This window comes from Streptomyces sp. NPDC006435 (assembly GCF_040612315.1).
Lineage (GTDB): Bacteria > Actinomycetota > Actinomycetes > Streptomycetales > Streptomycetaceae > Streptomyces.
The window spans coordinates 113,173-137,702 of the sequence record NZ_JBEXPY010000001.1 but is presented as its reverse complement, the minus strand read 5'-3'; the positions used below and the strand labels follow the sequence as shown (position 1 = coordinate 137,702).

General features: G+C 71.3%; 20 protein-coding genes and 1 pseudogene. 9 read left to right on the top strand and 12 right to left on the bottom strand.

What is annotated here, in order from left to right:
- Nucleotides 1–157: 157 nt before the first annotated feature.
- From ABZZ04_RS00600 to ABZZ04_RS00585, 4 genes are all read left to right on the top strand, one after another.
- Nucleotides 158–1,027, top strand: coding sequence for an NTP transferase domain-containing protein (locus tag ABZZ04_RS00600; protein WP_356930006.1), 870 nt, complete (start codon nucleotides 158–160; stop codon nucleotides 1,025–1,027).
- Entirely contained in the window at nucleotides 1,024–3,069 is a 2,046-nt protein-coding gene (locus ABZZ04_RS00595) for a molybdopterin molybdotransferase MoeA (protein WP_356930005.1), read from the top strand. The genes ABZZ04_RS00600 and ABZZ04_RS00595 overlap by 4 nt, the downstream gene beginning before the upstream one ends.
- On the top strand, nucleotides 3,027–4,163 hold the full coding sequence (locus ABZZ04_RS00590) for a potassium channel family protein (RefSeq protein WP_356930004.1): 1,137 nt from the start codon (nucleotides 3,027–3,029) through the stop codon (nucleotides 4,161–4,163). The genes ABZZ04_RS00595 and ABZZ04_RS00590 overlap by 43 nt, the downstream gene beginning before the upstream one ends.
- Nucleotides 4,164–4,294: 131 nt before the next feature.
- Nucleotides 4,295–5,281 carry an NAD(P)H-quinone oxidoreductase gene (locus tag ABZZ04_RS00585; protein ID WP_356930003.1) on the top strand — a complete coding sequence of 329 codons (987 nt, stop codon included), beginning with the start codon at nucleotides 4,295–4,297 and terminating at the stop codon, nucleotides 5,279–5,281.
- A 168-nt stretch (nucleotides 5,282–5,449) separates the two neighbouring features.
- Here the strand turns inward: ABZZ04_RS00585 and ABZZ04_RS00580 are convergent, their stop codons facing one another.
- The 7 genes from ABZZ04_RS00580 to ABZZ04_RS00550 all read right to left on the bottom strand — a co-directional run bounded on the left by ABZZ04_RS00580 (nucleotide 5,450) and on the right by ABZZ04_RS00550 (nucleotide 14,160).
- Nucleotides 5,450–6,004 carry a bacterial proteasome activator family protein gene (locus ABZZ04_RS00580; protein ID WP_148836906.1) on the bottom strand — a complete coding sequence of 185 codons (555 nt, stop codon included), beginning with the start codon at nucleotides 6,002–6,004 and terminating at the stop codon, nucleotides 5,450–5,452.
- Nucleotides 6,005–6,191: 187 nt separating this feature from the next.
- The gene (locus ABZZ04_RS00575; protein ID WP_356930002.1) at nucleotides 6,192–9,041 is read right to left on the bottom strand and encodes an FtsX-like permease family protein; all 2,850 of its coding nucleotides are present in this window, start codon (nucleotides 9,039–9,041) and stop codon (nucleotides 6,192–6,194) included.
- Nucleotides 9,038–9,871 (bottom strand): ABC transporter ATP-binding protein, encoded by an 834-nt coding sequence (locus ABZZ04_RS00570; RefSeq protein ID WP_356930001.1) that lies wholly within the window; start codon nucleotides 9,869–9,871, stop codon nucleotides 9,038–9,040. The genes ABZZ04_RS00575 and ABZZ04_RS00570 overlap by 4 nt, the downstream gene beginning before the upstream one ends.
- A 204-nt stretch (nucleotides 9,872–10,075) precedes the next feature.
- Entirely contained in the window at nucleotides 10,076–10,690 is a 615-nt protein-coding gene (locus ABZZ04_RS00565) for a PadR family transcriptional regulator (protein ID WP_356930000.1), read from the bottom strand.
- An 82-nt stretch (nucleotides 10,691–10,772) separates the two neighbouring features.
- Nucleotides 10,773–11,588 (bottom strand): hypothetical protein, encoded by an 816-nt coding sequence (locus ABZZ04_RS00560; RefSeq protein ID WP_356929999.1) that lies wholly within the window; start codon nucleotides 11,586–11,588, stop codon nucleotides 10,773–10,775.
- A 318-nt stretch (nucleotides 11,589–11,906) separates the two neighbouring features.
- On the bottom strand, nucleotides 11,907–12,362 hold the full coding sequence (locus ABZZ04_RS00555) for a hypothetical protein (protein ID WP_356929998.1): 456 nt from the start codon (nucleotides 12,360–12,362) through the stop codon (nucleotides 11,907–11,909).
- A gap of 145 nt (nucleotides 12,363–12,507) precedes the next feature.
- Nucleotides 12,508–14,160 (bottom strand): protein kinase, encoded by a 1,653-nt coding sequence (locus ABZZ04_RS00550; protein WP_356929997.1) that lies wholly within the window; start codon nucleotides 14,158–14,160, stop codon nucleotides 12,508–12,510.
- Nucleotides 14,161–14,515: 355 nt separating this feature from the next.
- Between ABZZ04_RS00550 and ABZZ04_RS00545 the strand changes: the two genes are divergently transcribed.
- Entirely contained in the window at nucleotides 14,516–16,150 is a 1,635-nt protein-coding gene (locus ABZZ04_RS00545) for a protein kinase (RefSeq protein ID WP_356929996.1), read from the top strand.
- A 135-nt stretch (nucleotides 16,151–16,285) separates the two neighbouring features.
- Here ABZZ04_RS00545 and ABZZ04_RS00540 read toward each other — a convergent pair whose 3' ends face one another.
- The 4 genes and pseudogenes from ABZZ04_RS00540 to ABZZ04_RS00525 all read right to left on the bottom strand — a co-directional run bounded on the left by ABZZ04_RS00540 (nucleotide 16,286) and on the right by ABZZ04_RS00525 (nucleotide 18,816).
- On the bottom strand, nucleotides 16,286–17,287 hold the full coding sequence (locus tag ABZZ04_RS00540) for a phosphotransferase (protein ID WP_356929995.1): 1,002 nt from the start codon (nucleotides 17,285–17,287) through the stop codon (nucleotides 16,286–16,288).
- A gap of 135 nt (nucleotides 17,288–17,422) precedes the next feature.
- Nucleotides 17,423–17,830 carry a hypothetical protein gene (locus ABZZ04_RS00535; RefSeq protein ID WP_356930241.1) on the bottom strand — a complete coding sequence of 136 codons (408 nt, stop codon included), beginning with the start codon at nucleotides 17,828–17,830 and terminating at the stop codon, nucleotides 17,423–17,425.
- Nucleotides 17,804–18,010: pseudogene (locus ABZZ04_RS00530) on the bottom strand (pyridoxamine 5'-phosphate oxidase family protein); the annotation flags it as partial. The gene ABZZ04_RS00535 and the pseudogene ABZZ04_RS00530, both read right to left, overlap by 27 nt.
- A gap of 146 nt (nucleotides 18,011–18,156) precedes the next feature.
- Nucleotides 18,157–18,816, bottom strand: a complete 660-nt coding sequence (locus ABZZ04_RS00525) for a response regulator transcription factor (RefSeq protein WP_356930240.1) — start codon at nucleotides 18,814–18,816, stop codon at nucleotides 18,157–18,159.
- A 454-nt stretch (nucleotides 18,817–19,270) separates the two neighbouring features.
- Between ABZZ04_RS00525 and pdhA the strand changes: the two genes are divergently transcribed.
- The 3 genes from pdhA to ABZZ04_RS00510 are packed head-to-tail and all read left to right on the top strand — an operon-like array spanning nucleotide 19,271 to nucleotide 22,919.
- Complete coding sequence (gene pdhA / locus ABZZ04_RS00520; protein WP_356930239.1) at nucleotides 19,271–20,461, top strand: pyruvate dehydrogenase (acetyl-transferring) E1 component subunit alpha; 1,191 nt, start codon at nucleotides 19,271–19,273, stop codon at nucleotides 20,459–20,461.
- A 6-nt stretch (nucleotides 20,462–20,467) separates the two neighbouring features.
- Nucleotides 20,468–21,448: an alpha-ketoacid dehydrogenase subunit beta gene (locus tag ABZZ04_RS00515; protein ID WP_356929994.1), complete on the top strand. Its 981-nt coding sequence runs from the start codon at nucleotides 20,468–20,470 to the stop codon at nucleotides 21,446–21,448.
- Nucleotides 21,449–21,458: 10 nt separating this feature from the next.
- The gene (locus tag ABZZ04_RS00510) at nucleotides 21,459–22,919 is read left to right on the top strand and encodes a dihydrolipoamide acetyltransferase family protein (RefSeq protein ID WP_356929993.1); all 1,461 of its coding nucleotides are present in this window, start codon (nucleotides 21,459–21,461) and stop codon (nucleotides 22,917–22,919) included.
- Here ABZZ04_RS00510 and ABZZ04_RS00505 read toward each other — a convergent pair.
- Entirely contained in the window at nucleotides 22,906–23,424 is a 519-nt protein-coding gene (locus ABZZ04_RS00505) for an ATP-binding protein (protein ID WP_356929992.1), read from the bottom strand. The genes ABZZ04_RS00510 and ABZZ04_RS00505 overlap by 14 nt on opposite strands.
- 227 nt (nucleotides 23,425–23,651) lie before the next feature.
- On the opposite strand from ABZZ04_RS00505, the gene ABZZ04_RS00500 reads away from it, so the two are divergent.
- Entirely contained in the window at nucleotides 23,652–24,530 is an 879-nt protein-coding gene (locus ABZZ04_RS00500) for a helix-turn-helix transcriptional regulator (RefSeq protein ID WP_356929991.1), read from the top strand.

Sequence of the window (24,530 nt, the reverse complement as noted above, 5' to 3'; positions counted from 1 at the left end):
CGTGCCTGCGTTTCCCGCGCCGCATTCGTGTTCTCCGTGTTCGTGTTTCCCGTGTTCGTGTTCCGCGTTCTTTTTCCTCGTGTCCGTGCTTCGGCGGGCCCACGGGAACACGGACGCGGGGGAACGGTGCGGGAGCGCGGCCCGCATACTCGGACGCATGACCGCCTATGACGCCATCGTCCTTGCCGGAGGGGCCGCCGAGCGGCTCGGCGGCGCCGACAAGCCGGGAATCCGGGTCGGTGGCCGTGCGCTGCTCGACCGGGTCCTCTCGGCCTGCGCCGACGCCTCGACGACGGTCGTGGTGGGCGGGCGTCGGCCCACTGCGCGTGCGGTCACCTGGACGTACGAAGTGCCGCGGGGCGGCGGTCCGTTGGCCGCGCTCGACGCCGGGGTCCGGCTGACCACGGCGGAGCGGGTCCTCGTGCTCTCCGCGGATCTGCCGTTCCTGGGGGCCGACACCGTCGGAGCGCTGCTGGCGGCCGCGGAGGACGGGCGGCGCGAGGGAGCGCTGTGCGTCGATCAGGACGGGCGCGACCAGCCGCTCGTCGCCGTCTACGGTGCCGAACCGCTGCGGCGGGAGCTTGCGCTGCTCGCCACCGAGCACGGGGGACTGTCCGGACTCCCGCTGCGCCTGCTGACGCACGAACTCGATCTCGCGCGGGTGGAGGGCGACCCCCTGGCCTCTTTCGACTGCGACACCTGGAAGGACATCGCGTCGGCCCGGGCCCGCATCAGAGAGCATGGGGTCGTGCTGGACGAATGGATCACCGCAGTCAAGGACGAACTCGGGATCGAACTCGACGTCGACACCGACGTCCTGCTCGACCTCGCCCGTGATGCCGCCCACGGCGTCGCCCGGCCTGCCGCGCCGCTGACGACCTTTCTGGTCGGTTACGCGGCGGCGAAGGCGAGCCAGGACAGGAACGGGGGCGGGGACGGGGACGGTGCCGTGGAGGCGGTGGCCGAAGCCGCCCGGAAGGCCGCCGCGCTCGCCCGCCGCTGGGCGGACGAGAACGAGACGCAATGACGGCTCGTGACAGCGGGGCCGGTGCCCGGCGGCCGACGGCGGACCACGTGTCTGTTCCCGGGGCCGTCCATGCTTCTGCCTCCGGGATCGGTCCTGCCTTTGGTCCCGACTCCGATCCCGGCTGGGTTCCCGGACCGGCCCCCGATCCGGCCTCGGAGGAGGAACGGGCCGTCGAGGAGGCTCTCGCACTGGTCAGGCGCCGGACGGTCGACGATCCCCGTCCGGCGGGCCGACCCCACCCCGGGACGCGCCCCGACCTCACGGGTTCCCGATCCCCGAAACACCCGAAACACCCGGAACACCCGGAGCACCCGGAGCACCCGGAACATCCGGAGCACCAGGTCTGCCGGGATCGGCCGGATTCCCCGAGCGGGGCGGACTTCCCGAACGGGGTGGTTTTCTCGGGCAGTACGGATTCCTCGGGCGGGGCGGATTCCTCGGGCGGGGCGGATCCTCCGGAGCCCCGGCCGGTCGGGTCGGTGCCGGTGAGCGGGGGCGCCGGCCGGGCCCCGGGGCATGGCCGGCGCGAGACGTCGGTCCCTTGGCGGGAGGCGCGTGCGCTCGCGGCTCGGGCCGGGCGCGGGGCGGCCGCACGGACCGTTCGGCTCGTGCTCGACCGGGCGCTCGGCCACGTACTCGCCGAGCCGCTCGTCGCATTCACCGATCTGCCGTCCTTCGACACTTCCGCGATGGACGGCTGGGTCGTTTCCGGGCCGGGACCGTGGACCGTCCGCGAGGTTCCCGTGACCGGGGAAGGGGACGGAGCCGGGGCGGACGAGAAGGAGGCCGGGGCCGGTCCGGCGTCGGGGACGGGGACGGGGACGGGGCCGGGCCGGGGACCGGGCATTCTCGCCGGGCGGAGTGTTCCCGCACCGCTGCCCGACGGGGATGCCGTACGGATCGCCACCGGGGCCCGTATTCCGGCGAACGCCAACGCAGTGATCCGCAGCGAACACGCGCGCGTGGACGAGGCCAAGGGGCTGCTTCACGCGACGCGTCCGGTCGTACCCGGGCAGGACATCAGGCCGTGCGGGCAGGAGTGCCGGTCCGGGGACCGGCTCATGCCCGCCGGGGCCGTGGTGACCCCCGTCGTTCTCGGTCTGGCCGCGGCGGCCGGGTACGACACGCTCGTCGTGGCGCCCCGGCCCCGGGTCGACGTCCTCGTCCTCGGCGACGAACTGCTGACCGAGGGGCTGCCGCACGACGGCCTGATCCGTGACGCGCTCGGCCCGATGATCGGTCCCTGGCTGCGCGCGCTGGGCGCCGAGGTGTCCGGCCCGCAGCGGCTCGGCGACGACGCCGCAGCCCTGCGGCATGCTCTGACCAGTACGGATGCCGATCTGGTCGTCACCACCGGGGGCACGGCCGCAGGCCCGGTCGACCATGTCCATCCGGTGCTTGCCGGGATCGGGGCCGAGCTGCTGGTCGACGGGGTCGCCGTCCGCCCCGGTCACCCGATGCTCCTGGCCGGGCTCAGGAAGCCGGGGACGCGCACGGGGGCGGGAGCGGGGGCTCGTAAGGGAGACGACGAGAGGAGGACGTACCTCGTCGGGCTGCCGGGCAATCCGCTGGCCGCGGTCTCCGCGCTCCTCACCCTCGCCGCTCCGCTGCTGCACGGGCTGACCGGTCGAATGCCGGAACCGGTGCGCCGGGCCGTCGTGCGTGACGAGGTGCAGGGGCATCCGCACGACACCCGGCTCGTGCCCGTCGCCCGCCGGGCCGCCGGACCCGCGGCGTCCGCCGTCGGCCTCACCGGCGTACCGGGTGGCGGACGCGGCTCCGCGGGCGGAACGGGCAGCGGATACGGTGGCGGCTCGGGAACCGGTGGCGGATACGGCAGGGGCGGCATGGGAACCGGGAGCGGCAGCGGCGAGTACGTCGTACCACTGCACTACAACGGTCCGGCGATGCTTCGTGGGATCGTTGCTGCTGACGGTCTGGCCGTCGTACCGCCCGGCGGGGTACGGTCCGGCACCGAGGTGGAGATCCTCGACCTACCGTGGGCCTCGGCGCTGCCGTGGACGGAAGGGCGTTTCACGTGAAACTTCCCGGCCACGACGCGATGGCCAGGCGTGCCGACGAAAAGGCCCTGCCCACGCGGGTGCTGCTGCCGAGACGTGTCGTCGACGGACCGGCCCGGCAGGTCGCCAAGCGGCTGCTGATGGCGCTGTTGGTGCTTGCCGTGACCGTGCTGATCGTCTGGATGGACCGCGAGGGCTATCACGACGCCGCCGACGACCGGGTCGATCTGCTGGACGCGGTGTACTACTCGACGGTCACGCTCTCCACCACCGGTTACGGCGACATCACCCCGTACGCGGACGGCGCCCGGCTCACCAATGTGCTGCTCGTGACACCGCTGCGGGTGCTCTTCCTGATCATTCTGGTCGGCACCACTCTCGAGGTCCTCACGGAACGGACCCGGGAGGACTTTCGGCTGAAGCGTTGGAGAACCAACTTGCGTGACCACACCGTCGTCGTCGGCTTCGGGACGAAGGGCCGCTCGGCCATCCAGACCCTGCGCGCCACCGGCCTGAAGAAGGAACAGATCGTCATCGTCGACCCGGCGTCCAAGGTGATCGAGATCGCCAACGCCGAAGGGTTCGTGGGTGTGATCGGTGATGCGACGCGCAGCGACGTCCTGCTGAGGGCGGAGCTCCAGAAGGCGCGTCAGATCATCATCGCCACCCAGCGCGACGACACGGCGGTGCTGGTGGCGCTGACGGCCCGGCAGCTCAACCGCGGCGCGAAGATCGTCGCCGCGGTGCGCGAGGAGGAGAACGCGCCGTTGCTCCGGCAGTCCGGGGCCGATGCCGTGATCACCAGTGCCAGCGCGGCGGGCCGGCTGCTGGGCCTCTCCGTCCTCAGCCCCAGTGCGGGCACGGTGATGGAGGACCTGATCCAGCAGGGCAGCGGGCTCGACCTCGTCGAACGGCCGGTGATAAAGGCCGAGGTGGGCAAGAGCGTCCGGGAGACGGACGACCTGGTGGTCAGCGTGCTGCGGGGACACCGGCTGCTCGGTTACGACGATCCGGCGGCCAGCCCGTTGCAGTTGACGGACCGTTTGATCACCATCGTGCGCGCCACGAACGACCTGCCGCCGGACAATCAGCCCCCGCCCATGCCGCGTTCGTAGCCGGAGCGGTTTCCCCCCGACGCGGCTCGACGCGACGCGGCGCGGCTCGGCCTGGATCGGCGCGGCTCGGCTCGGTCCCGACGTGGTTCGCTTTCGTGGTCCGCCGGGGGGTACGGAGTAGCCTCGCGGCCATGTATGCGATCACGATCCCCGAACCCGGTGGCCCCGAGGCACTCGTGTGGGCAGAGGTGCCCGACCCGGTGGCCGGTGAGGGCGAGGTCCTCGTCGATGTCGTGTCCAGCGCGGTCAACCGTGCCGACGTGCTGCAACGGCAGGGCTTCTACAACCCGCCGCCCGGCGCTTCCCCGTATCCCGGTCTGGAGTGCGCGGGCCGTATTTCGGCGGTCGGGCCCGGCGTCACCGGCTGGTCGGTCGGGGACCAGGTCTGCGCGTTGCTCGCGGGCGGCGGATACGCGGAGAAGGTGGCCGTGCCCGTCGGGCAGCTGCTGCCCGTACCGGACGGGATCGACCCCGTCCTGGCCGCGGCGCTGCCCGAGGTGACGGCCACGGTCTGGTCGAACGTCTTCATGGTGGCCCACCTGCGCCCCGGCGAGACGCTGCTGGTGCACGGCGGGTCCAGCGGCATCGGCACGATGGCGATCCAGCTCGCCAAGGCCGTGGGGGCCAGGGTCGCGGTGACCGCCGGGGGACCGGAGAAGCTGGCGCGCTGTGCGGAGCTCGGGGCCGACATCCTGATCGACTACCGGGAGCAGGACTTCGTGGAGGAGCTGAGCAAGGCGACGGACGGGGCCGGCGCGGACGTCATCCTCGACATCGTCGGCGCGAAGTACCTGGACCGGAACGTGAAGGCGCTCGCCGTCAATGGCAGGCTGGCCGTCATCGGCCTCCAGGGAGGCGTCAAGGGCGAGCTGAACCTGGGGGCCCTGCTCAACAAGCGGGCCGCCGTCACCGCGACCTCGCTGCGCGGCCGTCCGCTCGCCGAGAAGGCAGCCATCGTCGCCGCGGTGCGCGAACACGTGTGGCCGCTGATCGCCGACGGCATCGTCCGGCCGGTTGTGGACCGCACGCTGCCGATGTCGGAGGCCGCCGAGGCCCATCGGGTGCTGGAGTCGAGCGGACACGTCGGAAAGGTGCTGCTGCGGGCGCCCGCGGGCTGATGCACGGACCGACCGAGGCCCGGCGCACCTGGTTCATGACCTGTGCGCCGGGCCTCGGCGGTACGTTGCTGTCGGCTGTCGGCTGTCGGCTGTGGGACTTGTGGGTATGTGGGGGCGGAAGCGGTTCTGCGTCCGGCCCGGTGGACGTGGGCTGTCAGTGGCGGTGGATCAGAGGTACGGGCCCGACCGCAGGGCGCCGTGCGGGTCCCCGCTGCCGTCCTCGTCCTCGTGGACGCTGCCCGGCGGAAGGGCGCGGCGCATCTGCTCCAGCTGGGCCCGCGCCGCCATCTGCTGGGCGAACAGCGTCGTCTGGATGCCGTGGAACAGGCCCTCCAGCCAGCCGACCAGCTGGGCCTGGGCGATCCGGAGCTCCGCCTCGGAGGGCACGGACTCGTCGGTGAACGGCAGGGAGAGCCGCTCCAGCTCCTCCACCAGCTCCGGCGCGAGGCCGTCCTCCAGCTCCTTCACGGAGCCGGCGTGGATCTCCTTGAGCCTGACCCGGCTCGCCTCGTCGAGAGGAGCCGCCCTGACCTCCTCCAGGAGCTGCTTGATCATGCTGCCGATGCGCATGACCTTCGCGGGCTGTTCGACCATCTCCGTCACCGGGACCTCACGCGATTCGTCGTCAGTGCCACCGCCACCGCCGCCGATCGCCATGCCGTCCTGTCCCACCACGAGGACTTGGGGGTGCTCCTGCGACCGTTCATTCCTCGGCATCTCCATGGCGACATTGTCTCGCACACCTGCCGTACAACACCTTGGTGCCCCCGCGAACGGTTGATCCACCGTTCGCGGGGGCACTGGATCGGCCGATCGCGCCGTCACCCGGCGACGGTCCGCGGCACCGGCTCTCCGGCCCGTACCGCCATCCGCGTCGCCGGTGCCGTCCCCCGTACCGTCACTCGTGCCGTCATCCGGCCCGGCGGGCCAGGGCGAGGCGCGAGCGGGTGAACGCCATCGCGAGCAGCCCGGCCAGCAGCGGAACCCCGACGACGAGCAGGCCGATGGTGCTCCAGGGCAGCACGATCGGGGTGTACGCCGACTCCATGGGTTCCGCGCGCATCGTCTTCAGCGCCTCGCGCAGGTCGACGAGGCGCAGCGCCACCGCGGGCACCAGACCCGCCAGCGTGCCGAGCACCACCCCCGTGAGCGCCACCACCATGCACTGGAAGCCGGACAGCTTCCGCCGTACGCCCGGGGGCGCGCCCACCGCGCTGAGCGTGTTGAGATCCGCCTCGGCGTCCGCCTTGGCGAGGCCCGTCGTGATCGACGCGGCGCCCAGGGTCACCAGTCCGGCCAGCAGGGTGAGGATCACCAGCATGGTGTCCTCCATCTTGTAGGGGCCCGATTCGGCCTGCACCCAGAGTCCGCCGCCGGCCTGGTCGATCGCGGCGCGCGCCCGCTGGAGCTCGGCGTCCGTCGGCGGGTGGGCGGCGGTGTACACGCTTCCGGCGGGCGAGGTGTGCAGGCCGAGCCGTTCCGCGGTCCTCTGCGGCATGACCATGCTGATCCCGGGGGTGGCCGCGTACTTCTCGGGCGCCACGTACACCTTCAGTTTCGCCGTGGTGGTCCGGGGCCTGCCCGGGTGCTGTGCCCGGTTCTTCTTGTCCTCCTTGCTGTACCGGTGGACCGCCTTGATGGTGACCTCGCCGTTCTTCGCGTACGTCTTGTTGAGCAGTACCGGGGTGCCCGCCGCCAGGGCCTCGGCGGCGGCGGGGTCGGAGAACTTCGCGTAGACGTCGAGCAGGGCCTCGTCCGCGACGATGATGCTGCTCATGTCGGAGTTGAAGATGCCCGACGGCATGAGGCGGGTCAGGCAGGCCGGGGAGCGCATCAGTTCCTTGTGCTCGTCGGCGGAGAGCCGGGCGGCGAGTGCCTTGGCGCCCTTGCCGGTGAGCGGGCAGGCGTGGTCCTTTCCGGCGGGTACGACCATTTCGAGCGAGCCGCAGCTCTCGGACTCGTAGACGTTGCAGTCGCTGCCCGCCCAGACCCGCCGGTAGTCGGCGCGCCTGCCGGTGGTGGCCAGGCTCCGCTCGACGGCGGGCCGGGCCCGCGGGAGCCGTTCGGCGACATCGGCCTCGGCGGAGTAGGAGGAGGATAGGAGAACGGTGCCCTGCGTCATCGTGGGGACGTAGTCGAACTCGTTCTCGGCCTTGGAGCTGGACATGTACGTGGCGACGGCCACCGATCCCGCGACGGCCGCCATCACGGCCGCGACCGCCGGAGCCGTACGGCCGCGGTTGCGGGCCGCGTCGCGCAGCGCCATCCGGGGCGAGAGCGGCAGCCTCCGGCCGATCCGGCCGAGGAAACCGACGAGCACCGGGATGCAGGCGAGCAGACCGAGCTCGGCGACTATCGAACCGCCGGAGACCAGTCCCGAGTCGCCGGTGGTGCCGCCGTAGACGGCGACGCCGGTGCCGATGGTCAGGACGCAGCAGCCCAGGATCGGCAGGACCCGGGAGGAACGGCGGACACCGCGACGGCCGGTGAGCGATTCGAGCACGGACTGCCGGCTCGCCACGATCGCCGGGGCGAACGCCGCCAGGAGGCCGGTGACCAGGCCGAACGCCGCGATGCCCAGCAGTTCCAACGGCCGCAGTTCGAGAGAGACGAAGCGGTGTCCGACCAGGTTCTCAAGTAGCGGGCGGAGCACCGCGGTGAGCCCGATCCCGGCCACCGCACCGGTCACCGCCCCGACTCCGCCGAGCACGAGACCACCGCCGAGCACCACGGCCCGGACATGGCGCCGGTCCCCGCCGCAGGTGCCGAGGAGACCGAGCTGACGGCGGGAGCGACGCGCACCGACCGCGAAGGCGGGCCCGGCGAGCAGCACGATCTCCAGGATCGCCATGGCGACCACGGTGACGACTGCGACGCTCAGTTCCTCGGAACCGCCCACGTACGACTGGTAGCCCTTCCCGGCCAGCGGGACCTCGGAGTCCGGCGGCGGGTCGAGCACGACCTGACGGGACTTGACGAGAACACCCGACTTGTTGGCCCGGAGGATGTCCGGCCAGGTCACTCCTGCCCCCACGGGGCCATCGACCAGCCATTGCACGGGGCGTTCGTTCGGCGGAAGCACCTTCTTGTCGTTCTCGGCGCTGTTCTTCCACGGGGCGAGGACCGCTCCGGGCTCGGCGTACAGCGCCTCGGTCTTCAGCGCGTCCGGCTTCTCGACGACGCCGGTGATCCGGTACGTCCTGCCGGAGTTGCGCACGGTGGTGGTCGAGCCGACGTCCAGCCCGGTCGACTCCAGGAACGGCTCGGTGGCGGCGACCTCGCCCGCGCCGTGCGGGTAGGAGCCGCGTACGAGGTCGACCATGCCGCGGACCATCTTGTCCGAGATCCGGATCTCGAAGATGTCGGTGTTGGTGATGCCGTACGCGGTGGTGACGTCCGCCGGGGCGGACCGGATGTCGATCGCCCGCGAGCCCTCGGGGAACGTGGTGCCGATGTCGATCGCCGGGCCGCTCTCGTCCGGGACGGCCTCCTCGTCGACGGACATGTACATCTCGCCGTCGGGCAGTTGCTCGATGGGGCCGCTCCGCGGGTCCCTGAAGAGGGCGTCGGCGGAGCCCAGTTCGGCCGTCAGCCGTTCGGCCGTGGTCGGATACGCGCTGCGGTACGTCACGTCGAGCGCGGTGACGCCGAGCACCGGTACGGCGATCATCGCGACCACCAGCGCGCTGCGGCCCTTGGCCCGCAGCGCGTCGCGCCGGGCTATCCGTAGGGCCGCGCGCCAGCCCGTGAAGACGCTCACTCGGCGGTCCCGGTGATTCCGGTGGTGCCGTTGATGTCTGCGGAGCCGGTGGCTCCGGTGGCTCCGACAGTGAGCAGGGAGTCGGCGTCGGCGGTGAGCGACTGGTCGACGATCGAGCCGTCCCGGAGGAACACGACCCGGTCGGCCCAGGCCGCGTACCGCGGCTCGTGGGTCACCATCACCCCGGCCGCGCCCTGGTCGCAGCGGCTGCGCAGCAGGGCGAGCACCGCTTCGCCGGTCTCGGAGTCGAGGGCCCCGGTCGGTTCGTCGGCGAGCACCAGACGCCGGTCCCCCACCAGCGCACGGGCGATCGCGACCCGCTGCTGCTGGCCGCCGGACATCTCGTCCGGGAACCGCTCGGCGATCTCCAGGAGCCCCATCTCCTCCAGCGCCGCCCGCGCCTCCTTGCGGGCCTTGCGGACGGAGACGCCGTCGAGTTCGCGGGGCAGGGCGATGTTCTCGGCGGCGGTGAGGGCGGGGATGAGGTTGTAGTCCTGGAAGACGTAGCCGACGCTGCGGCGGCGCAGGGCGGCGACGCCCTTGCGGCCGAGGCCGGCGATGTCCTGGCCCTCGATGATCACCTGGCCGCCGGTCGCGGTGTCGAGGCCGCCCGCGATGGTCAGCAGGGTCGACTTGCCGGAGCCCGAGGGGCCCATCACGGCGACGAATTCACCGGCGTGCACGCGGAGGTCTATGCCGCGCAGGGCGTGCACCTCGGCGATGCCGGAGCCGTGGGTGCGGGTGAGCGCCCGGAGTTCGAGCACCGGTGTACCGGCCGGCGGCGGCGAACCGGCGGGTGCTGCGGATCGGGACGGGGCGTGCGAGGACATGGCGGGTGGTTCCCCCCTAGGAACGGGTGTGTGGCGACGGGACGACGGGGCCGCGACGGGTCGGCGGGCGTCGTCCTGCCGGGTGGCTCGTCGGACGGCCGGACCGGCGGACCGGCGGGCGGCCTGGCGGCCCGCCCGCCGGAGCGCGGTGCATGGTCCGCCGCGAGTGGCCTGTGGTGCGTGGTGCGTGGTTCGTGGTGCGGGTCAGCGTCGGCTGCGCGCGCGGGCGGTACGGGGCGCGGCGCGGCCGGGCGTACGGACCTCGGGCTCCGGCTCCGTGGCGGCGGCCTCGGCGAGACGGACCAGCCGGGTCTCGCAGTGGTCCAGCCAGCGGGCCTCGGCCTCCGCCTGGAAGATCATCTGCTCCAGTACGAGCAGCCAGGCGACCTCGTCGCGGTTGGACGGGGCGGAGGTGAGCGACTGGGCCTTGAGCCGGGTGTAGTCCTGCATCGCCTTCAGGGTGTGGCGGCGCTGGGACTGGATGACGGCGCGGATGTCCACCCCGGGCGCACCGACCGCCATCGCGAGCTTGATGGCCAGCTCGTCCCGGGGCGGGCTGCTGCGGTCGACGGGCGTCTCGAACCAGTTCCGCAGTTCGGTGCGTCCGTCGTCGGTGATCGCGTAGAGGGCGTGGCCCTGGTCGTCCTCGTCGTCCTGGACGACCAGGCCGTCACGCTCCAGCCGGCCCAGCGTCGTGTACACCTGCCCGACGTTGAGCGGCCAGGTGGAGCCGGTGCGCGATTCGAATTCGGTGCGGAGCTGGGAGCCGTACCGGGGGCCCCGCTCCAGGAGGGCCAGCAGCCCGTGGCGGATCGACATACTCAGTATGTATACCGAGTATGTTGTTCGACGCAAGCCTCCGCCGGGAGGTCCGGGGCCGGTCGGGGGCTCGGGCGGGGGGTCAGTTCGGGCGGCGCATGCGGAACGCCAGGAAGGCCAGCCCCAGCCCGATCAGGGCGATTCCCATGCCGAGCGACACCTGTTTCACCTGGCTCACGGTCGGCGCGTCCAGGGCCTGTCGCGGGGCCGGTTCCGCCCTGGTGGGCGCGATCTGTGCGGGGGTGGCGACGGGTGCCGGCCCCGGATCGGTCGCCGGGGGCCGATCCTCCGGCGGATCGAGCAGGCCGTCCGCGTGCGCGAACTCCCACGGCGAGAACTGCCGTCCGGGCCGCAACCGCCCCTCCCCGGCCTCGCGCCCGGCCAGCGGGGACTGCGCGTCGGGAGGCGAAGCCCCCTCGCCGGAGGCGGCCCCGGCCCCGGAGGGTGAAGCGGAGGAGGACGAGGAGGAGGAAGGCGACTGGGGGGAGGACGCGGAACCGGAGGGGGAGCCGGGTGCCGGAGCGCCCGGAGGCGCGGGCGCGGCCGGTCCGTCGCCCGAGGGGGCGGACGTCACCGGCCCCGAAGGCGTACCCGAGGACGTACCCGATGGTGAGCCCGAAGGAGTGGCGTCCCCTTCGGCCTCCCCCTCGTCGGTCTTCTCACCGGCCTTCCCGGCCGCCCCCTCGTCCGGCTCGTCGTCCTGCCCCTCCCCCGCCCCCTCGCCCGAAGGTTCGGCGCCGGGCACCCGGGAGAACGCGGCGGAAGGAGATCCGGCCGAGGTGGCCGAGGCCGGCACGCTGAACGGCCCCGGGGGCAAGGCGGATGCATGCTGGTCGGCCCGCGCCTCGCCCGCCGCAGCCCCCAGCGCCGCGCCCGCCGTCAGCACCAGGCAGGCCACGCACCGTGTGGGATGCGCAGACAGAAATCCTGAAGACAGAATCCCTGAAGGCAGAAGTCCTGGAGACATGGGCACAGCGTCACATGTGACGATGCGTCCGGCATCCTGATGCAATGCGCCGGAGTGAAAACGGCCGATCTTTGAATGTGTGCCCAGGGGATTTCTTTGTCACTCGGGGTGGGGTGCCGACGAATGATCCCAAAGGTTTTTCGTATGAGTTATCACCCGAGGGAATTTTGATGAGCCGGCAAGGGGCGGCCGAATCCGGCGGCTCCCGGGCGCTTGTTCCTGAAGGCCGCGCTTCGGGGCTGCGTCAGGTCAGATGTAGGGATTGGTGATGGACCGGTCGTTGCACATTTCGAGCGACTCGTCACCGTCCATCAGATTGACCTCGATGTACACGTACTTGAGTCCCCTGCTGTCCGTGGCGGACGTCGTCCACGTGTGCGAGGCGCCCTTCCCGTCGTACACGTGGTGCCTTTTCCAGCTGTGCGACTTCAAGTTGCGATCGACCGTGGTCAGTTGGATGGTCACATGATGGCCATCGGCAGCGGTGTCGGTGACCGTGAGATTCACGTTCTTGATGCTGTTGGCATCGACGAACTCCCATGAGCCCCGCCCTTTGGCGCCGCGGATGCTGCATGAAGCCCCGACGGACTCTGCCGCTGCCGGGGATGCGGCCACGGGAATGGTGACCGCTGCCGTGATGCATGCGGCGGTCAGTCCGAGCAGGTTTTTTCGGGCGTGCATTCTCTTCGCATGGATTTTTGCCACGGGTGCAATGTACGCAGGCTGTACATATCGATGCGGTCGATTCGGAGCCGTGTCGCCCACCCATGACCAGGAGATGGTGTGGCAGAAAATCCCTGGTCGGGGCGGGCGGTCGCAGGCCGGTCCTCGTCGGATTCCTGCTGGGTTACTAGGCCGGGTCGCCCGTCGCGATGCGGAGCTCGAAGTGGGCGCCCCGCTTCGGCACGGCGGTGCCGGACGACGGGAACTGGTCGATGACCTGGTCCTCCGCGTAGGTGTTGCCGGGCACCTTGATCGGCTTGATGGTCCAGCCGGCCGCGTCCGCGCAGGCCCGTGCGGAGAGGATGTCCTTGTACAGGAAGCTGGGAGCGTCGACCTTGTTCGGGTCGTCGTTGTTCTCCATGGCGTCCGTGCACTTCTCGGTCTCCATCGTCCGGTTCCGCTCCGGCGGCTTGTGCTCGCCGGCGACCGTCGACTTGGTCGGATTCGGGTCGTCCTCATCCTTACCGTTCAGCGAGAGCACCGTGATCAGCCCGCCGATCGCGACCAGGGAGACGACTATCGCGCCCACGATCACCGGCATGTTCCGCTTCGAACCGCTGCCGCCCGAGCCGGACCGCGGCTGGGTCTGCGTCTGGGGCTGCGGGGAGACCGTGTAGGGCGGCGGGGTCTGGTGGGCCGGGGCCTGGCTCTGGTACGGCTGGGGCGACTGCGGGTAGCCGTAGGACGGCGCCGGGGTGGGGGCCGGGGTCGTCGGTCCGTACGGGCCCGGCTGGGCGCCCGACGGGTACGGGCCCGGCTGGTACGGCGTCTGAACGCTCTGGGGCATGCCGCCGGACTGGTCGACCGGCGGGAAGACCGCCGAGCCGACGCCCGAACCGCTGTTCGTCGGGGCTCCGCCGCCCGCGACGATCATCGGCGCGCCGGTGGCACCGCCCGCGTTCAGCACGCGGGCGATCTCGTCCTGCATCGCCGCCGCGCTCGGGAAGCGCTCGTTCGGGTTCTTCTTCAGGGCACGGGCGACGAGCGCGTCCATCGCCGGCGTGATCGACCGGTTGATCGTGGAGGGCGCGACCGGCTCCTCCTGGACGTGCGCGTACGCGATCGCGAGCGGCGAGTCCGCGTCGAAGGGGAGCCGCCCGGTCAGCAGCTGGAACAGCATGATGCCGACCGAGTACAGGTCGGAGCGGGCGTCCACCCCGCGGCCCAGGGCCTGCTCGGGGGAGAGGTACTGCGGGGTGCCGACGACCATGCCGGTCTGCGTCATCGACGTGACGCCCGACTGCATGGCGCGGGCGATGCCGAAGTCCATGACCTTCACGACGCCGCGCTTGGTCACCATCACGTTGCCGGGCTTGATGTCGCGGTGGACCAGGCCCATCTCGTGGCTGGTGTCCAGCGCGGCCAGGACGTCGGCCGTCACCTTCAGCGCCCGGTCGGCCGGCATCGCGCCGTGGTTCCGGACGTCCGCCTGGAGCACGGAGCCGAGCGGCTGGCCCTCGACGTACTCCATGACGATGTACGGCATCAGCGCGCCGCCGAGCTCGTCCTCGCCGGTGTCGAAGACCGAGACGATGTTGGTGTGCTGCAGTTTTGCGACAGCCTGGGCCTCACGCCGGAAGCGTTCGCGGAAGGACTGCTCGCGGCCCAGTTCCGTGTGCAGGGTCTTGATCGCGACCTGGCGGTCCAGCGCGGTGTCGTACGCCAGGTATACGGACGCCATCCCGCCTTCGCCGAGCAGATCGCGCAGTTGGTAGCGCCCGCCGGCGACCGAACCGCCCGCGTAGCGCCCCTGAGCGCCGTGTGCGCCGTCCTGGCTCATGACTTGCTTCCCCCTCGGCGCGACTGACGCGATCATCCCTATTTACGCGCCAAGTCTGCCCCAGGGGTACGACACGTCAAGCCAGGTGCCCGTTCCGTGACCCTACGCACAAGAAGCGTCTCGGAAGCGTTACAGGAACGGCACGGATTTCGTGCGGAAGGCGCGCCGGGCGGTCGGATGACCCGCCCCTGTCGGCCACGGGGTGTCCGGTGGAGGCTGTAGCGTGGCGTGGCAATGCAGCTGGGGCCTTCCGTTTCGGATCGCGCCGGTCCCACGGGCCCGGCGCGATCCGAAACGGAAGGCCCCAGACACCGTGAGCACGCGGACGCGCGGACAGATACGACGGCGAGGACTGATGGCACCCGATTCCGAAGCAAACGGCGGCGGAGTTTCGGATGGCACCGACTCCTGGGGCATCGACGGCGTCGTCGGCGACGGGCGCTACCGGATGACCCACCGCCTCGGCCGGGGCGGCATGGCCGAGGTCTTCGCGGCCGAGGACGTCAGGCTCGGCCGCACGGTCGCGGTCAAGCTCCTGCGCTCCGACCTGGCGGAGGACCCGGTCTCCAAGGCCCGGTTCACGCGCGAGGCGCAGTCCGTGGCGGGCCTGAACCACCATGCGATCGTCGCCGTGTACGACTCCGGCGAGGACGTGGTGGGCGGGCAGACCGTCCCCTACATCGTGATGGAGCTCGTCGAGGGCCGCACCATCCGCGATCTGCTGCTCAGCGCCGAGGCCCCGCCGCCCGAGCAGGCTCTGATCATCGTCTCGGGGGTGCTGGAGGCCCTCGCGTACTCGCACCAGCACGGCATCGTCCACCGTGACATCAAGCCCGCCAACGTGATCATCACCAACTCGGGCGCGGTCAAGGTGATGGACTTCGGCATCGCGCGGGCCCTGCACGGCGCGCAGTCGACGATGACCCAGACCGGCATGGTCATGGGCACGCCGCAGTACCTCTCCCCCGAGCAGGCGCTGGGCAAGGCCGTCGACCACCGTTCCGACCTCTACGCCACCGGCTGTCTGCTGTACGAACTCCTGGCGCTGCGGCCCCCCTTCACGGGTGAGACGCCGCTCTCCGTCGTGTACCAGCACGTCCAGGACATCCCGGTCCCGCCGTCCGAGGTGCTGAACGCGGTGCCGCCGGAGCTGGACGGGCTGGTCATGCGCTCGCTCGCGAAGGACCCGGACGACCGGTTCCAGAGCGCCGAGGAGATGCGCGGCCTCGTCCAGTACGGCCTGCAGATGCTCCAGGTGCAGGGCGGCCACACGCACACGTGGAACACCGGCCCGGTCGCGGTGCACGAGGGCGGCCACACCCCGCCCGCGGGCGTCACCGGGGGCACGATGGCGATGGGCCACCCGCCGCACCACGGGGACACCTCGCAGGGCCCGATCCTGCCGCCGATGAACCCCGACGACGGCGGTTACGAGGGCGGCCAGGGCGGTTCCGGCGGCGGTCGCGGCAAGCTGTGGCTGTTCGTCGTGCTCGCCCTGATCGCGATCGGCGCGGGCGTCGCCATCGCGGTCAACGCGGCGAACACCGGCGGTACGAAGGAGAAGAAACCGCCGGTGACGAACTCCGATTCGCCGTCCCCGACGAAGGACTCCTCCGAGCCGAGCGACGAGGAGACCGAGGAGAGCCAGACGCCGGAGAACTCCACCGGCAACCAGGAGAACACGCCCCCGTCGCGGACCTACTCCCCGTCCACCACCCCGAGCCAGACGTACGAGCCGCCGACCACCGGACCGTCCACGCCGGGCACGGGCAACGGCGGTACGGGCACCGACGACGGCGGCACTGGTACGGACGACGGCGGCACCGGCACCGACGACGGCGGTACGGGTACGGACGACGGCGGCACCGGCACGGACAACGGCGGCACGGGCACGGACAACGGCGGCACCGGCGATTCGACCGGGGCGACCGCGGGCACTCCCGCCGGCACATCGGCCGCGGCCGGCGCCGCGGCGGGCGCCGGCCAGTGACCTGACGGGCCCGGAACGGGTCGGGGCCGGGACCGGACACTCCGGTTCCGGCCCCTTCCCGTTCCCGCCCCTTCCCGCCCCTTCCGGTTCCGGCCCCTTCCCGTTCCTTCTGGTTCCGGGACGGCCCGGTCGGGCTCACTCCGTGAACGCCTCGCGCACCGCTTCGTACTCGCGCGTCCACCAGACCGCCAGGGCCGACACCGCGGGGAACTGCGGGTCGGCCCTCCGGTCGTGCAGGCAGTACCGCCAGCGCAGTATCCAGAAGTCGTTGAGCCGCTCCCACCACACCCGGTGCACCGCGGCGGCCAGTTCCGCCGCCCCGGCCCCGGCCGCCCGCCGGTAGGCCCGCGCGTACGCCCGCACCTTCTCCAGCTCCAGCCTTCCGGCCGGGAGCACGAAGAAGATCGCCGCCGCCCGCACCGCCTCCTCCGCGCGCGGCTGGATGCCCAGCCGGTCCCAGTCGAGGATCGCGACCGGGTCCGCGCCCCGGTACAGGACGTTCAGCGGGTGGAAGTCGCCGTGCACCCAGCCCGTCGCCGGGACGTCGGGCGTGGGCGGTCTGCGGTCGGCGTGCTGTTCCAGCAGGACGCGCCGCTCCAGGAGGCGGTGCTCGGCCAGTTCGTCGAAGGCGTCCCGGGGCCGTCGCCGACGCGCGGCGGCCAGCAGCTCGTCGATCAGCGTGAACGTTTCCACGGGGTCGGGGCTGTGGTGGCCGCCGGTCCGGTACGCCGGGCCGGCGCCCTCCTCCATGACCTGTTCGAGCCCGGTGTGCACGGCCCCGAGCAGGGAGCCGAGCCGTTCCGACTGGGCGGTGGTGAGCTGGGCGCCCGCCCGGTGCAGCCCGTCCACCCAGGGGTGCAGGGCGTAGCACCGGCCGCCGATCTCCGTGACCGTCCCGCCCTCGGTGTCCGCCACGGGCGGGGCCACGGGCACGCCGAGCGACTGCAGGCGCTGGGTGGCGCGGTGCTGGCGGACGATCGTGGCGCGGTCGCCGGTGGTGTCGTCGAGGTGGTGCTTGAGGAAGAAGGAGCCGCGGGTGGTGGAGACGCGGTAGCCGTGGTTGAGCAGCCCCTGGGTGACGGGTTTGCAGGTCAGGGGCTCGCCCGCGTCCGGGTATCGGCGCAGTACCTCGTCCACGGGTGGGACCGGGCGCCCCGGTCGGTGGGGTGTGGACGGGCGCGGCAGTTCGCCGACCGGTGGAGCGGAGGAGAGGGCTACCGACGGAGCGGAAGAAAGGGTGACAGATGAGCGCGGCACTCACCAAATGTTAGATCACGCTACGTATTGCTTTGGTTCACTTGCGTGAAAGCCCAGAGTGTGCACAGAGACGAAGTGCGGGTCGAGCCTGAGATACGCCGGGGCGAAGGGCTCGCCGTTCACCCGGGCCGGGGCCGTGCCGAAGAGTTCCCGCTGCTCGGCCGTCGGGCGCACGACCTGGGCAGGTCCGGTGAACTGCACGGCCCACAGATCGCCGTCGTCCACGGCCTCGCCGTCGTCCACGGCCTCGCCGTCGTCCACGGCCTCGCCGCCGCCCACGACCTCGCCGTTCCCCGCGCCAGGGGGCACGCTGCCCGCCCCAGGGGGCACGCTGCCCGTTCCCGGGGTCGCGCTGCCCGTCCCCGGGAGCATGTTCCCCGTCCCCGGGGCCACCGTGTTGAAGTTGTCCGCGCCGTACGCCACGACCGCCCCGTCGCAGGAGTCGTGGTAGCGGAAGCCGCCGTGCAGCCGCAGGAACACCCGGCCGTCGATCACGACGTGGCGCGCCACCATCAGAAACGGAAGGGCCCGCATGCTCGTGGCCAGCCGACCGTACGGGACGCGGCCGAGCAGTTCGATCGCCTGGAGTTCCTCGGAGGACATGGCCTCCACTCTCCGTCACCGGGCGAGACCGCCGACAGAGGCTGCGGCCCCGGTTGAGCCGGGACCAAAGTCCCGCTCGACAGCGCCCGTCCAGCAGCGCCCGTCCAGCAGCGCCCGTCCAGCAGTCCCCGTTCAGCAGTCCCCGCTCAGCGTTTCTGCGCCTGCAGCCTGGCCACGTACGCGGCGGCCTGCGAGCGCCGTTCCATGCCGAGCTTGGAGAGCAGGCTGGAGACGTAGTTCTTGATCGTCTTCTCGGCGAGGTGCAGCCGCTCGCCGATCACCCGGTTCGTCAGCCCCTCGCCGATCAGGTCGAGGATTTTGCGCTCCTGGTCGGTGAGGGAGGCGAGCCGGTCGTCGTCCCGGTCCTTCTTCCCGTCGCGCAGCCGCTCCAGGACCCGGGCGGTCGCCACCGGGTCCAGCAGCGATTTCCCGGCCGCCACGTCCCGTACCGCGTTCAGCAGTTCGTTGCCCCGGATCGCCTTCAGCACGTACCCCGAGGCACCCGCCATGATCGCGTCGAACAGGGCCTCGTCGTCGGCGTACGAGGTGAGCATCAGGCACTTGATGTTCTCGTCCTGGGAGCGGATCTCCCGGCACACCTCCACGCCGCTCCCGTCCGGCAGCCGCACGTCGAGCACCGCCACGTCCGGCCGGGTCGCCGGGATGCGCACCAGTGCGTCCGCCGCCGTGCCGGCCTCGCCGACGACCTCGATGTCGTCCTCGACCGAGAGCAATTCATGGACTCCACGCCGGACGACTTCGTGGTCGTCCAGCAGGAAAACGGTGATTTTTCCTTGTTCGCGCACAAAATGCAGTCTCACACACTCGCCTCTTCCCTGCCGCCGAACGGCGGGATAACGTGCGGTTGTTCCGGTGACCTGCGGGGCCGTTACCAAGGCTGTGACCAGCGAGAGTTCCCGACTTTTTCGATTTACTTGGAAATCCAAGCAAAATCGCAGGTCAGATGGGGTTTCGCAGTTATGCGTCGCACTGGGTAACGTGCTTTTGGCAGGGCGCTCGCCGGGGCACCTGTCACGCCTGTCCCCGAACCGAGCGGCACCCACCCCGTGCACGGGTACGGACCCAGGCGAGCCGCACTGGCTTCCCGGCAGACCCCGGGGGCCGGACCGACGGAGGAGCACGCACGTGACCGTGGAGAGCACTGCCGCGCGCACACCGCGACGCAGCAGCAAGCGGACCAGCGCAGCGAAGACGACCGCGAAAGCGCCCGCTGAGACGCCGACGCCCGCGAAGAAGCCGGTGAGCACGCCGGCGAAGAAGTCCGCCGGGACGACCGCGAAGGCGCCCGCGAAGAGGACCGCCGCGAAGAAGACCGCGGCGAGGACGGCCGCCGCGAAGGCGCCGCAGCGTTCCGAGCCCGAGCTCGTCCAGCTGCTGACGCCCGAGGGCGAGCGCGTCGAGCACCCGGACTACTCGATCGACCTGACCGCCGACGAGCTGCGCGGTCTGTACCGGGACATGGTCCTGACCCGCCGCTTCGACGCCGAGGCCACCGCGCTGCAGCGCCAGGGCGAGCTGGGCCTGTGGGCCTCGCTGCTCGGCCAGGAGGCCGCACAGATCGGCTCCGGCCGGGCCCTGCGCGACGACGACTACGTCTTCCCGACGTACCGCGAGCACGGCGTCGCCTGGTGCCGGGGGGTCGACCCGACCAACCTGCTCGGGATGTTCCGCGGGGTGAACCACGGCGGATGGGACCCGAACAGCAACAACTTCCACCTGTACACGATCGTCATCGGCTCGCAGACCCTGCACGCCACCGGCTACGCCATGGGCGTCGCCAAGGACGGCGCGGACTCGGCCGTGATCGCGTACTTCGGCGACGGCGCCTCCAGCCAGGGCGACGTGGCCGAGTCGTTCACCTTCTCCGCGGTCTACAACGCCCCGGTCGTCTTCTTCTGCCAGAACAACCAGTGGGCGATCTCCGAGCCGACCGAGCGGCAGACCCGCGTCCCGCTCTACCAGCGCGCGCAGGGCTTCGGCTTCCCCGGCATCCGGGTCGACGGCAACGACGTGCTCGCCTGCCTGGCGGTCACCAGGTCGGCGCTGGAGCGGGCCCGCAGGGGCGAGGGTCCGACCCTCGTCGAGGCGTTCACCTACCGGATGGGCGCGCACACCACCTCCGACGACCCGACGAAGTACCGGAGGGACGAGGAGCGGGCCGCCTGGGAGGTGAAGGACCCGATCCTGCGGCTGCGCACGTACCTGGAGAAGCAGGGCGCCGCCGACGAGGCGTTCTTCACCGCGCTGGACGAGGAGAGCGAGGCCCTCGGCAAGCGGGTGCGCGAAGTGGTGCGGGCGATGCCCGACCCGGACCCGATCGCGATCTTCGACAACGTCTACGCAGACGGCAACCCGCTGGTCGACGAGGAACGCGCCCAGTTCGCCGCGTACCAGGCATCGTTCGCCGACTCCGCCGAGAAGGGCAAGTAAGCAGCCATGGCCATGGAAAAGATGTCCATCGCGAAGGCGCTCAACGAGTCGTTGCGCAAGGCCCTCGACACCGACCCCAAGGTCCTCATCATGGGTGAGGACGTCGGCAAGCTGGGCGGGGTCTTCCGGATCACCGACGGGCTCCAGAAGGACTTCGGCGAGGACCGGGTGATCGACACCCCGCTCGCCGAGTCCGGCATCGTCGGCACGGCGATCGGCCTGGCCCTGCGCGGCTACCGGCCGATCGTGGAGATCCAGTTCGACGGCTTCGTCTTCCCCGCGTACGACCAGATCGTCACCCAGCTCGCGAAGATGCACGCCCGCGCGCTCGGCAAGATCAAGCTGCCCGTCGTCGTCCGCATCCCCTACGGCGGCGGCATCGGCGCCGTCGAGCACCACAGCGAGTCGCCCGAGGCCCTGTTCGCGCACGTCGCGGGCCTGAAGGTGGTCTCGCCGTCGAACGCGAGCGACGCCTACTGGATGATGCAGCAGGCCGTCCAGAGCGACGACCCGGTGATCTTCTTCGAGCCGAAGCGGCGCTACTGGGACAAGGGCGAGGTCGAGACCGACGCCATTCCCGGCCCGCTGCACAAGGCGTCGGTGGTGCGCACCGGCTCCGATCTGACGCTCGCCGCCTACGGGCCGATGGTGAAGGTCTGCCTGGCGGCGGCCGAGGCCGCCCAGGAGGAGGGCAAGTCGGTCGAGGTCCTGGACCTGCGCTCGATGTCCCCGATCGACTTCGACACCATCCAGTCCTCGGTGGAGCGGACCGGCCGGCTCGTGGTGGTCCACGAGGCCCCGGTGTTCTACGGCTCCGGCGCGGAGATCGCCGCCCGGATCACCGAACGGTGCTTCTACCACCTGGAGGCGCCGGTGCTGAGGGTCGGCGGCTACCACGCCCCGTACCCGCCGGCGCGGCTGGAGGACGAGTACCTGCCGGGTCTCGACCGTGTGCTCGACGCCGTCGACCGCTCGCTGGCGTACTGAGGACTGGGACGTGACAACGATGACCGACACTTCCAACGCTGCCCGCTTCCGTGAGTTCAAGATGCCCGACGTGGGCGAGGGACTCACCGAGGCGGAGATCCTCAAGTGGTACGTCCAGCCCGGCGACACCGTCACCGACGGTCAGGTCGTGTGCGAGGTCGAGACCGCGAAGGCGGCCGTGGAGCTGCCGATCCCGTTCGACGGGGTGGTGCACGAGCTGCGCTTCCCCGAGGGCACGACCGTCGACGTCGGCCAGGTGATCATCGCGGTGGACGTGGACCCGGGCAGCGGCGACGCGGCCCCGGCCCCGGCCGAGGCCGCGGCTCCCGCGCCGGTGGCCGAGGTTCCCGCCCCGGCCGCCGCGGCCGAACCGGAGCCCGAGGCCCCGAAGGGCCGCCAGCCCGTCCTGGTCGGTTACGGCGTGGCCGAGACCTCCACGAAGCGGCGCGCCCGCAAGGGCGCGGCGGCCTCCGTGCCGGCCGCCGCCGCGGCGATCCAGGGCGAGATGAACGGCCACGGCGCCGCGCTCGCGGCTCCGAAGGACCGTCCGCTGGCCAAGCCGCCGGTGCGCAAGCTGGCCAAGGACCTGGGCATCGACCTGGCGACCGTCGTCCCGACCGGCAAGGACGGGATCATCACCCGCGAGGACGTGCACGCCGCTGCGGCGCCCGTACCCGCGCAGGCCCCCGTGCCCGTTCCGGTCCAGGCGCCCGCGCCCGCCCCGGTCGCCGCCGAGGCCCCGGCGGTGTCCGGGACGACGGTGGCGGACGCCCGCGAGACCCGCATCCCGGTCAAGGGCGTGCGCAAGGCCATCGCACAGGCGATGGTCGGCAGCGCCTTCACGGCCCCGCACGTCACCGAGTTCGTCACCGTCGACGTGACGCGCACGATGAAGCTGGTCGCGGAGCTCAAGGAGGACAAGGACATGGCGGGGGTGCGGGTCAACCCGCTCCTGATCATCGCCAAGGCCCTCCTGGTCGCGATCAGGCGGAACCCGGAGATCAACGCCGCCTGGGACGAGCCCAACCAGGAGATCGTCCAGAAGCACTACGTGAACCTGGGCATCGCCGCGGCCACCCCGCGCGGTCTGATCGTGCCGAACATCAAGGACGCGCACGACATGACCCTGCCGCAGCTCGCGGCGGCCCTGGGCGAGCTGGTCTCCACGGCCCGGGACGGCAAGACGTCCCCGGCCGCGATGGCGGGCGGCACGGTGACGATCACCAACGTCGGCGTCTTCGGCGTCGACACGGGCACCCCGATCCTGAACTCCGGCGAGTCCGCGATCCTCGCGGTCGGTGCGATCAAGCTCCAGCCGTGGGTCCACAAGGGCAAGGTGAAGCCGCGTCAGGTCACCACGCTGGCCCTGTCGTTCGACCACCGCCTGGTCGACGGCGAGCTCGGCTCCAAGGTCCTGGCCGACGTCGCCGCGATCCTGGAACAGCCGAAGCGCCTGATCACCTGGGCGTGACCGTTCCGGCAGTAGGTGCATGAGGTGGGCCCGCGCGAAGTTCGCGCGGGCCCACCGGCGCGTCCGGCCCCCGCCGCAGGGCGAGTTCGGCGAACACGGTCTTGCCGACGGTGCGCGACTCGACGCCCCACCGGTCGGCGATCGCCGCCACGATCAGGAGCCCCCGGCCGTAGCACTCCTCGCTCGTCGCCTCGCGCAGGACCGGCAGCCGTTCGCCCCACGGATCGCTGACCGCGACCCGGAGCGTGGTCGCGGTGAGCGCGAGCCGCACCCGCAGGAGCCGTCCCCGGACGACGCCGTGCAGTAACGCGTTGGTCGCCAACTCGCTGACCGGCAACGCCGCGTCCCCGGCCAGCCCCGGATACCCCCACTCCCGCACCAGCCGCGCGGTGCGCCGCCGGGAGAAGGAGACGCGGTCGGCGGTCGGGGCGAAGTCGATCCGGTCCTCGCGAAGGACGGGTTCGGGGGCGGCTTCGGGGGCGGGATTCTGTTCGGCTGCGGTCATGGGCGCGTGCCTCCGTGGGTGCGGGCGGTGGCGATGCCGTGCCTGCGGGGCGCCGGTTTCGGGCGCGGGGCAGGGCGGTGCACTTCCGCCGACTGGTTCCGCTGTGCGAGCGGTCGTGAACCGAACGTAGCGACCTCGGTCAGTTGGAGGCAAGTGAAACGGAGCCAATTGTCTCCAGCGGGGGACGGCGGTCGACTGGCTGTGCTCCGGAAGGCCACACTGGAGCGGTGAATCGAGCGACTCGGCAAGGCAATCGGTCGTCAACTGTCCTGGGGCGCAGGCTCGGAAGCGAGCTGTTGCGGCTGCGGGATGCGTCGGGCAAGACACAGCAGCAGGCCGCTCAGGTCATCTGCGCGACCAACTCGAAGATCGTGAAGATGGAGCAGGGATGGGTCCCGATGAGGGATCCGGACATCCGGGCTCTCTGCGAGTTCTACGGTCTCGATGACGCCCAGTCCGTCGACCGCCTGCTGGAAGTGGCCCGGGTGGATCGGGAGCGACGCAAGGCAAAGGGCTGGTGGAACCAGTACCCGGAGCTGCGCTCGCTGGTCGAGTACGTCGCGCTCGAAGACATCGCCAAGGGCGTCAGAACCTGGCAGGGGGCGTTCGTGCCGGGCCTGCTCCAGACGCCGGACTACGCCAGGGCGCTCGCCGTCGGCAACGCGGACTGGGACGACCCCGACGAGATCGAGCGCTTCGTCGAGGCGAAGATCGCACGCCAGGCGCGCCTCACGGACGGCAGCCCTCTCGCACTGTGGGCGATCGTTGCGGAAGGCGCTCTGCGCCAGCTGGTCGGTGGCCGCGAAGTGATGCGTGCCCAGCTGGCACATCTGGCGGAGGCTGCTGCCAAGCCAAATGTCACGGTGCAGGTTGTCCCATTCCTAGCGGGCTCACACCCGGGCATGACCAGCGCTTTCAGCATCGTGTCGTTTGCCGATCCTGGTGCGATGGACGTGGTTTACATGGACACCACGTCGTCTACGCTGTGGCTTGAGAGCGAGTCGGATGCCGCGCGCCACAACGTCACGTTCGGTCGAATCGCCAGAAGCGGACTCGCTCCCCGCGATTCCATCGCTCTGATGGGGCGTATTCGCAAGGAGTTGTAG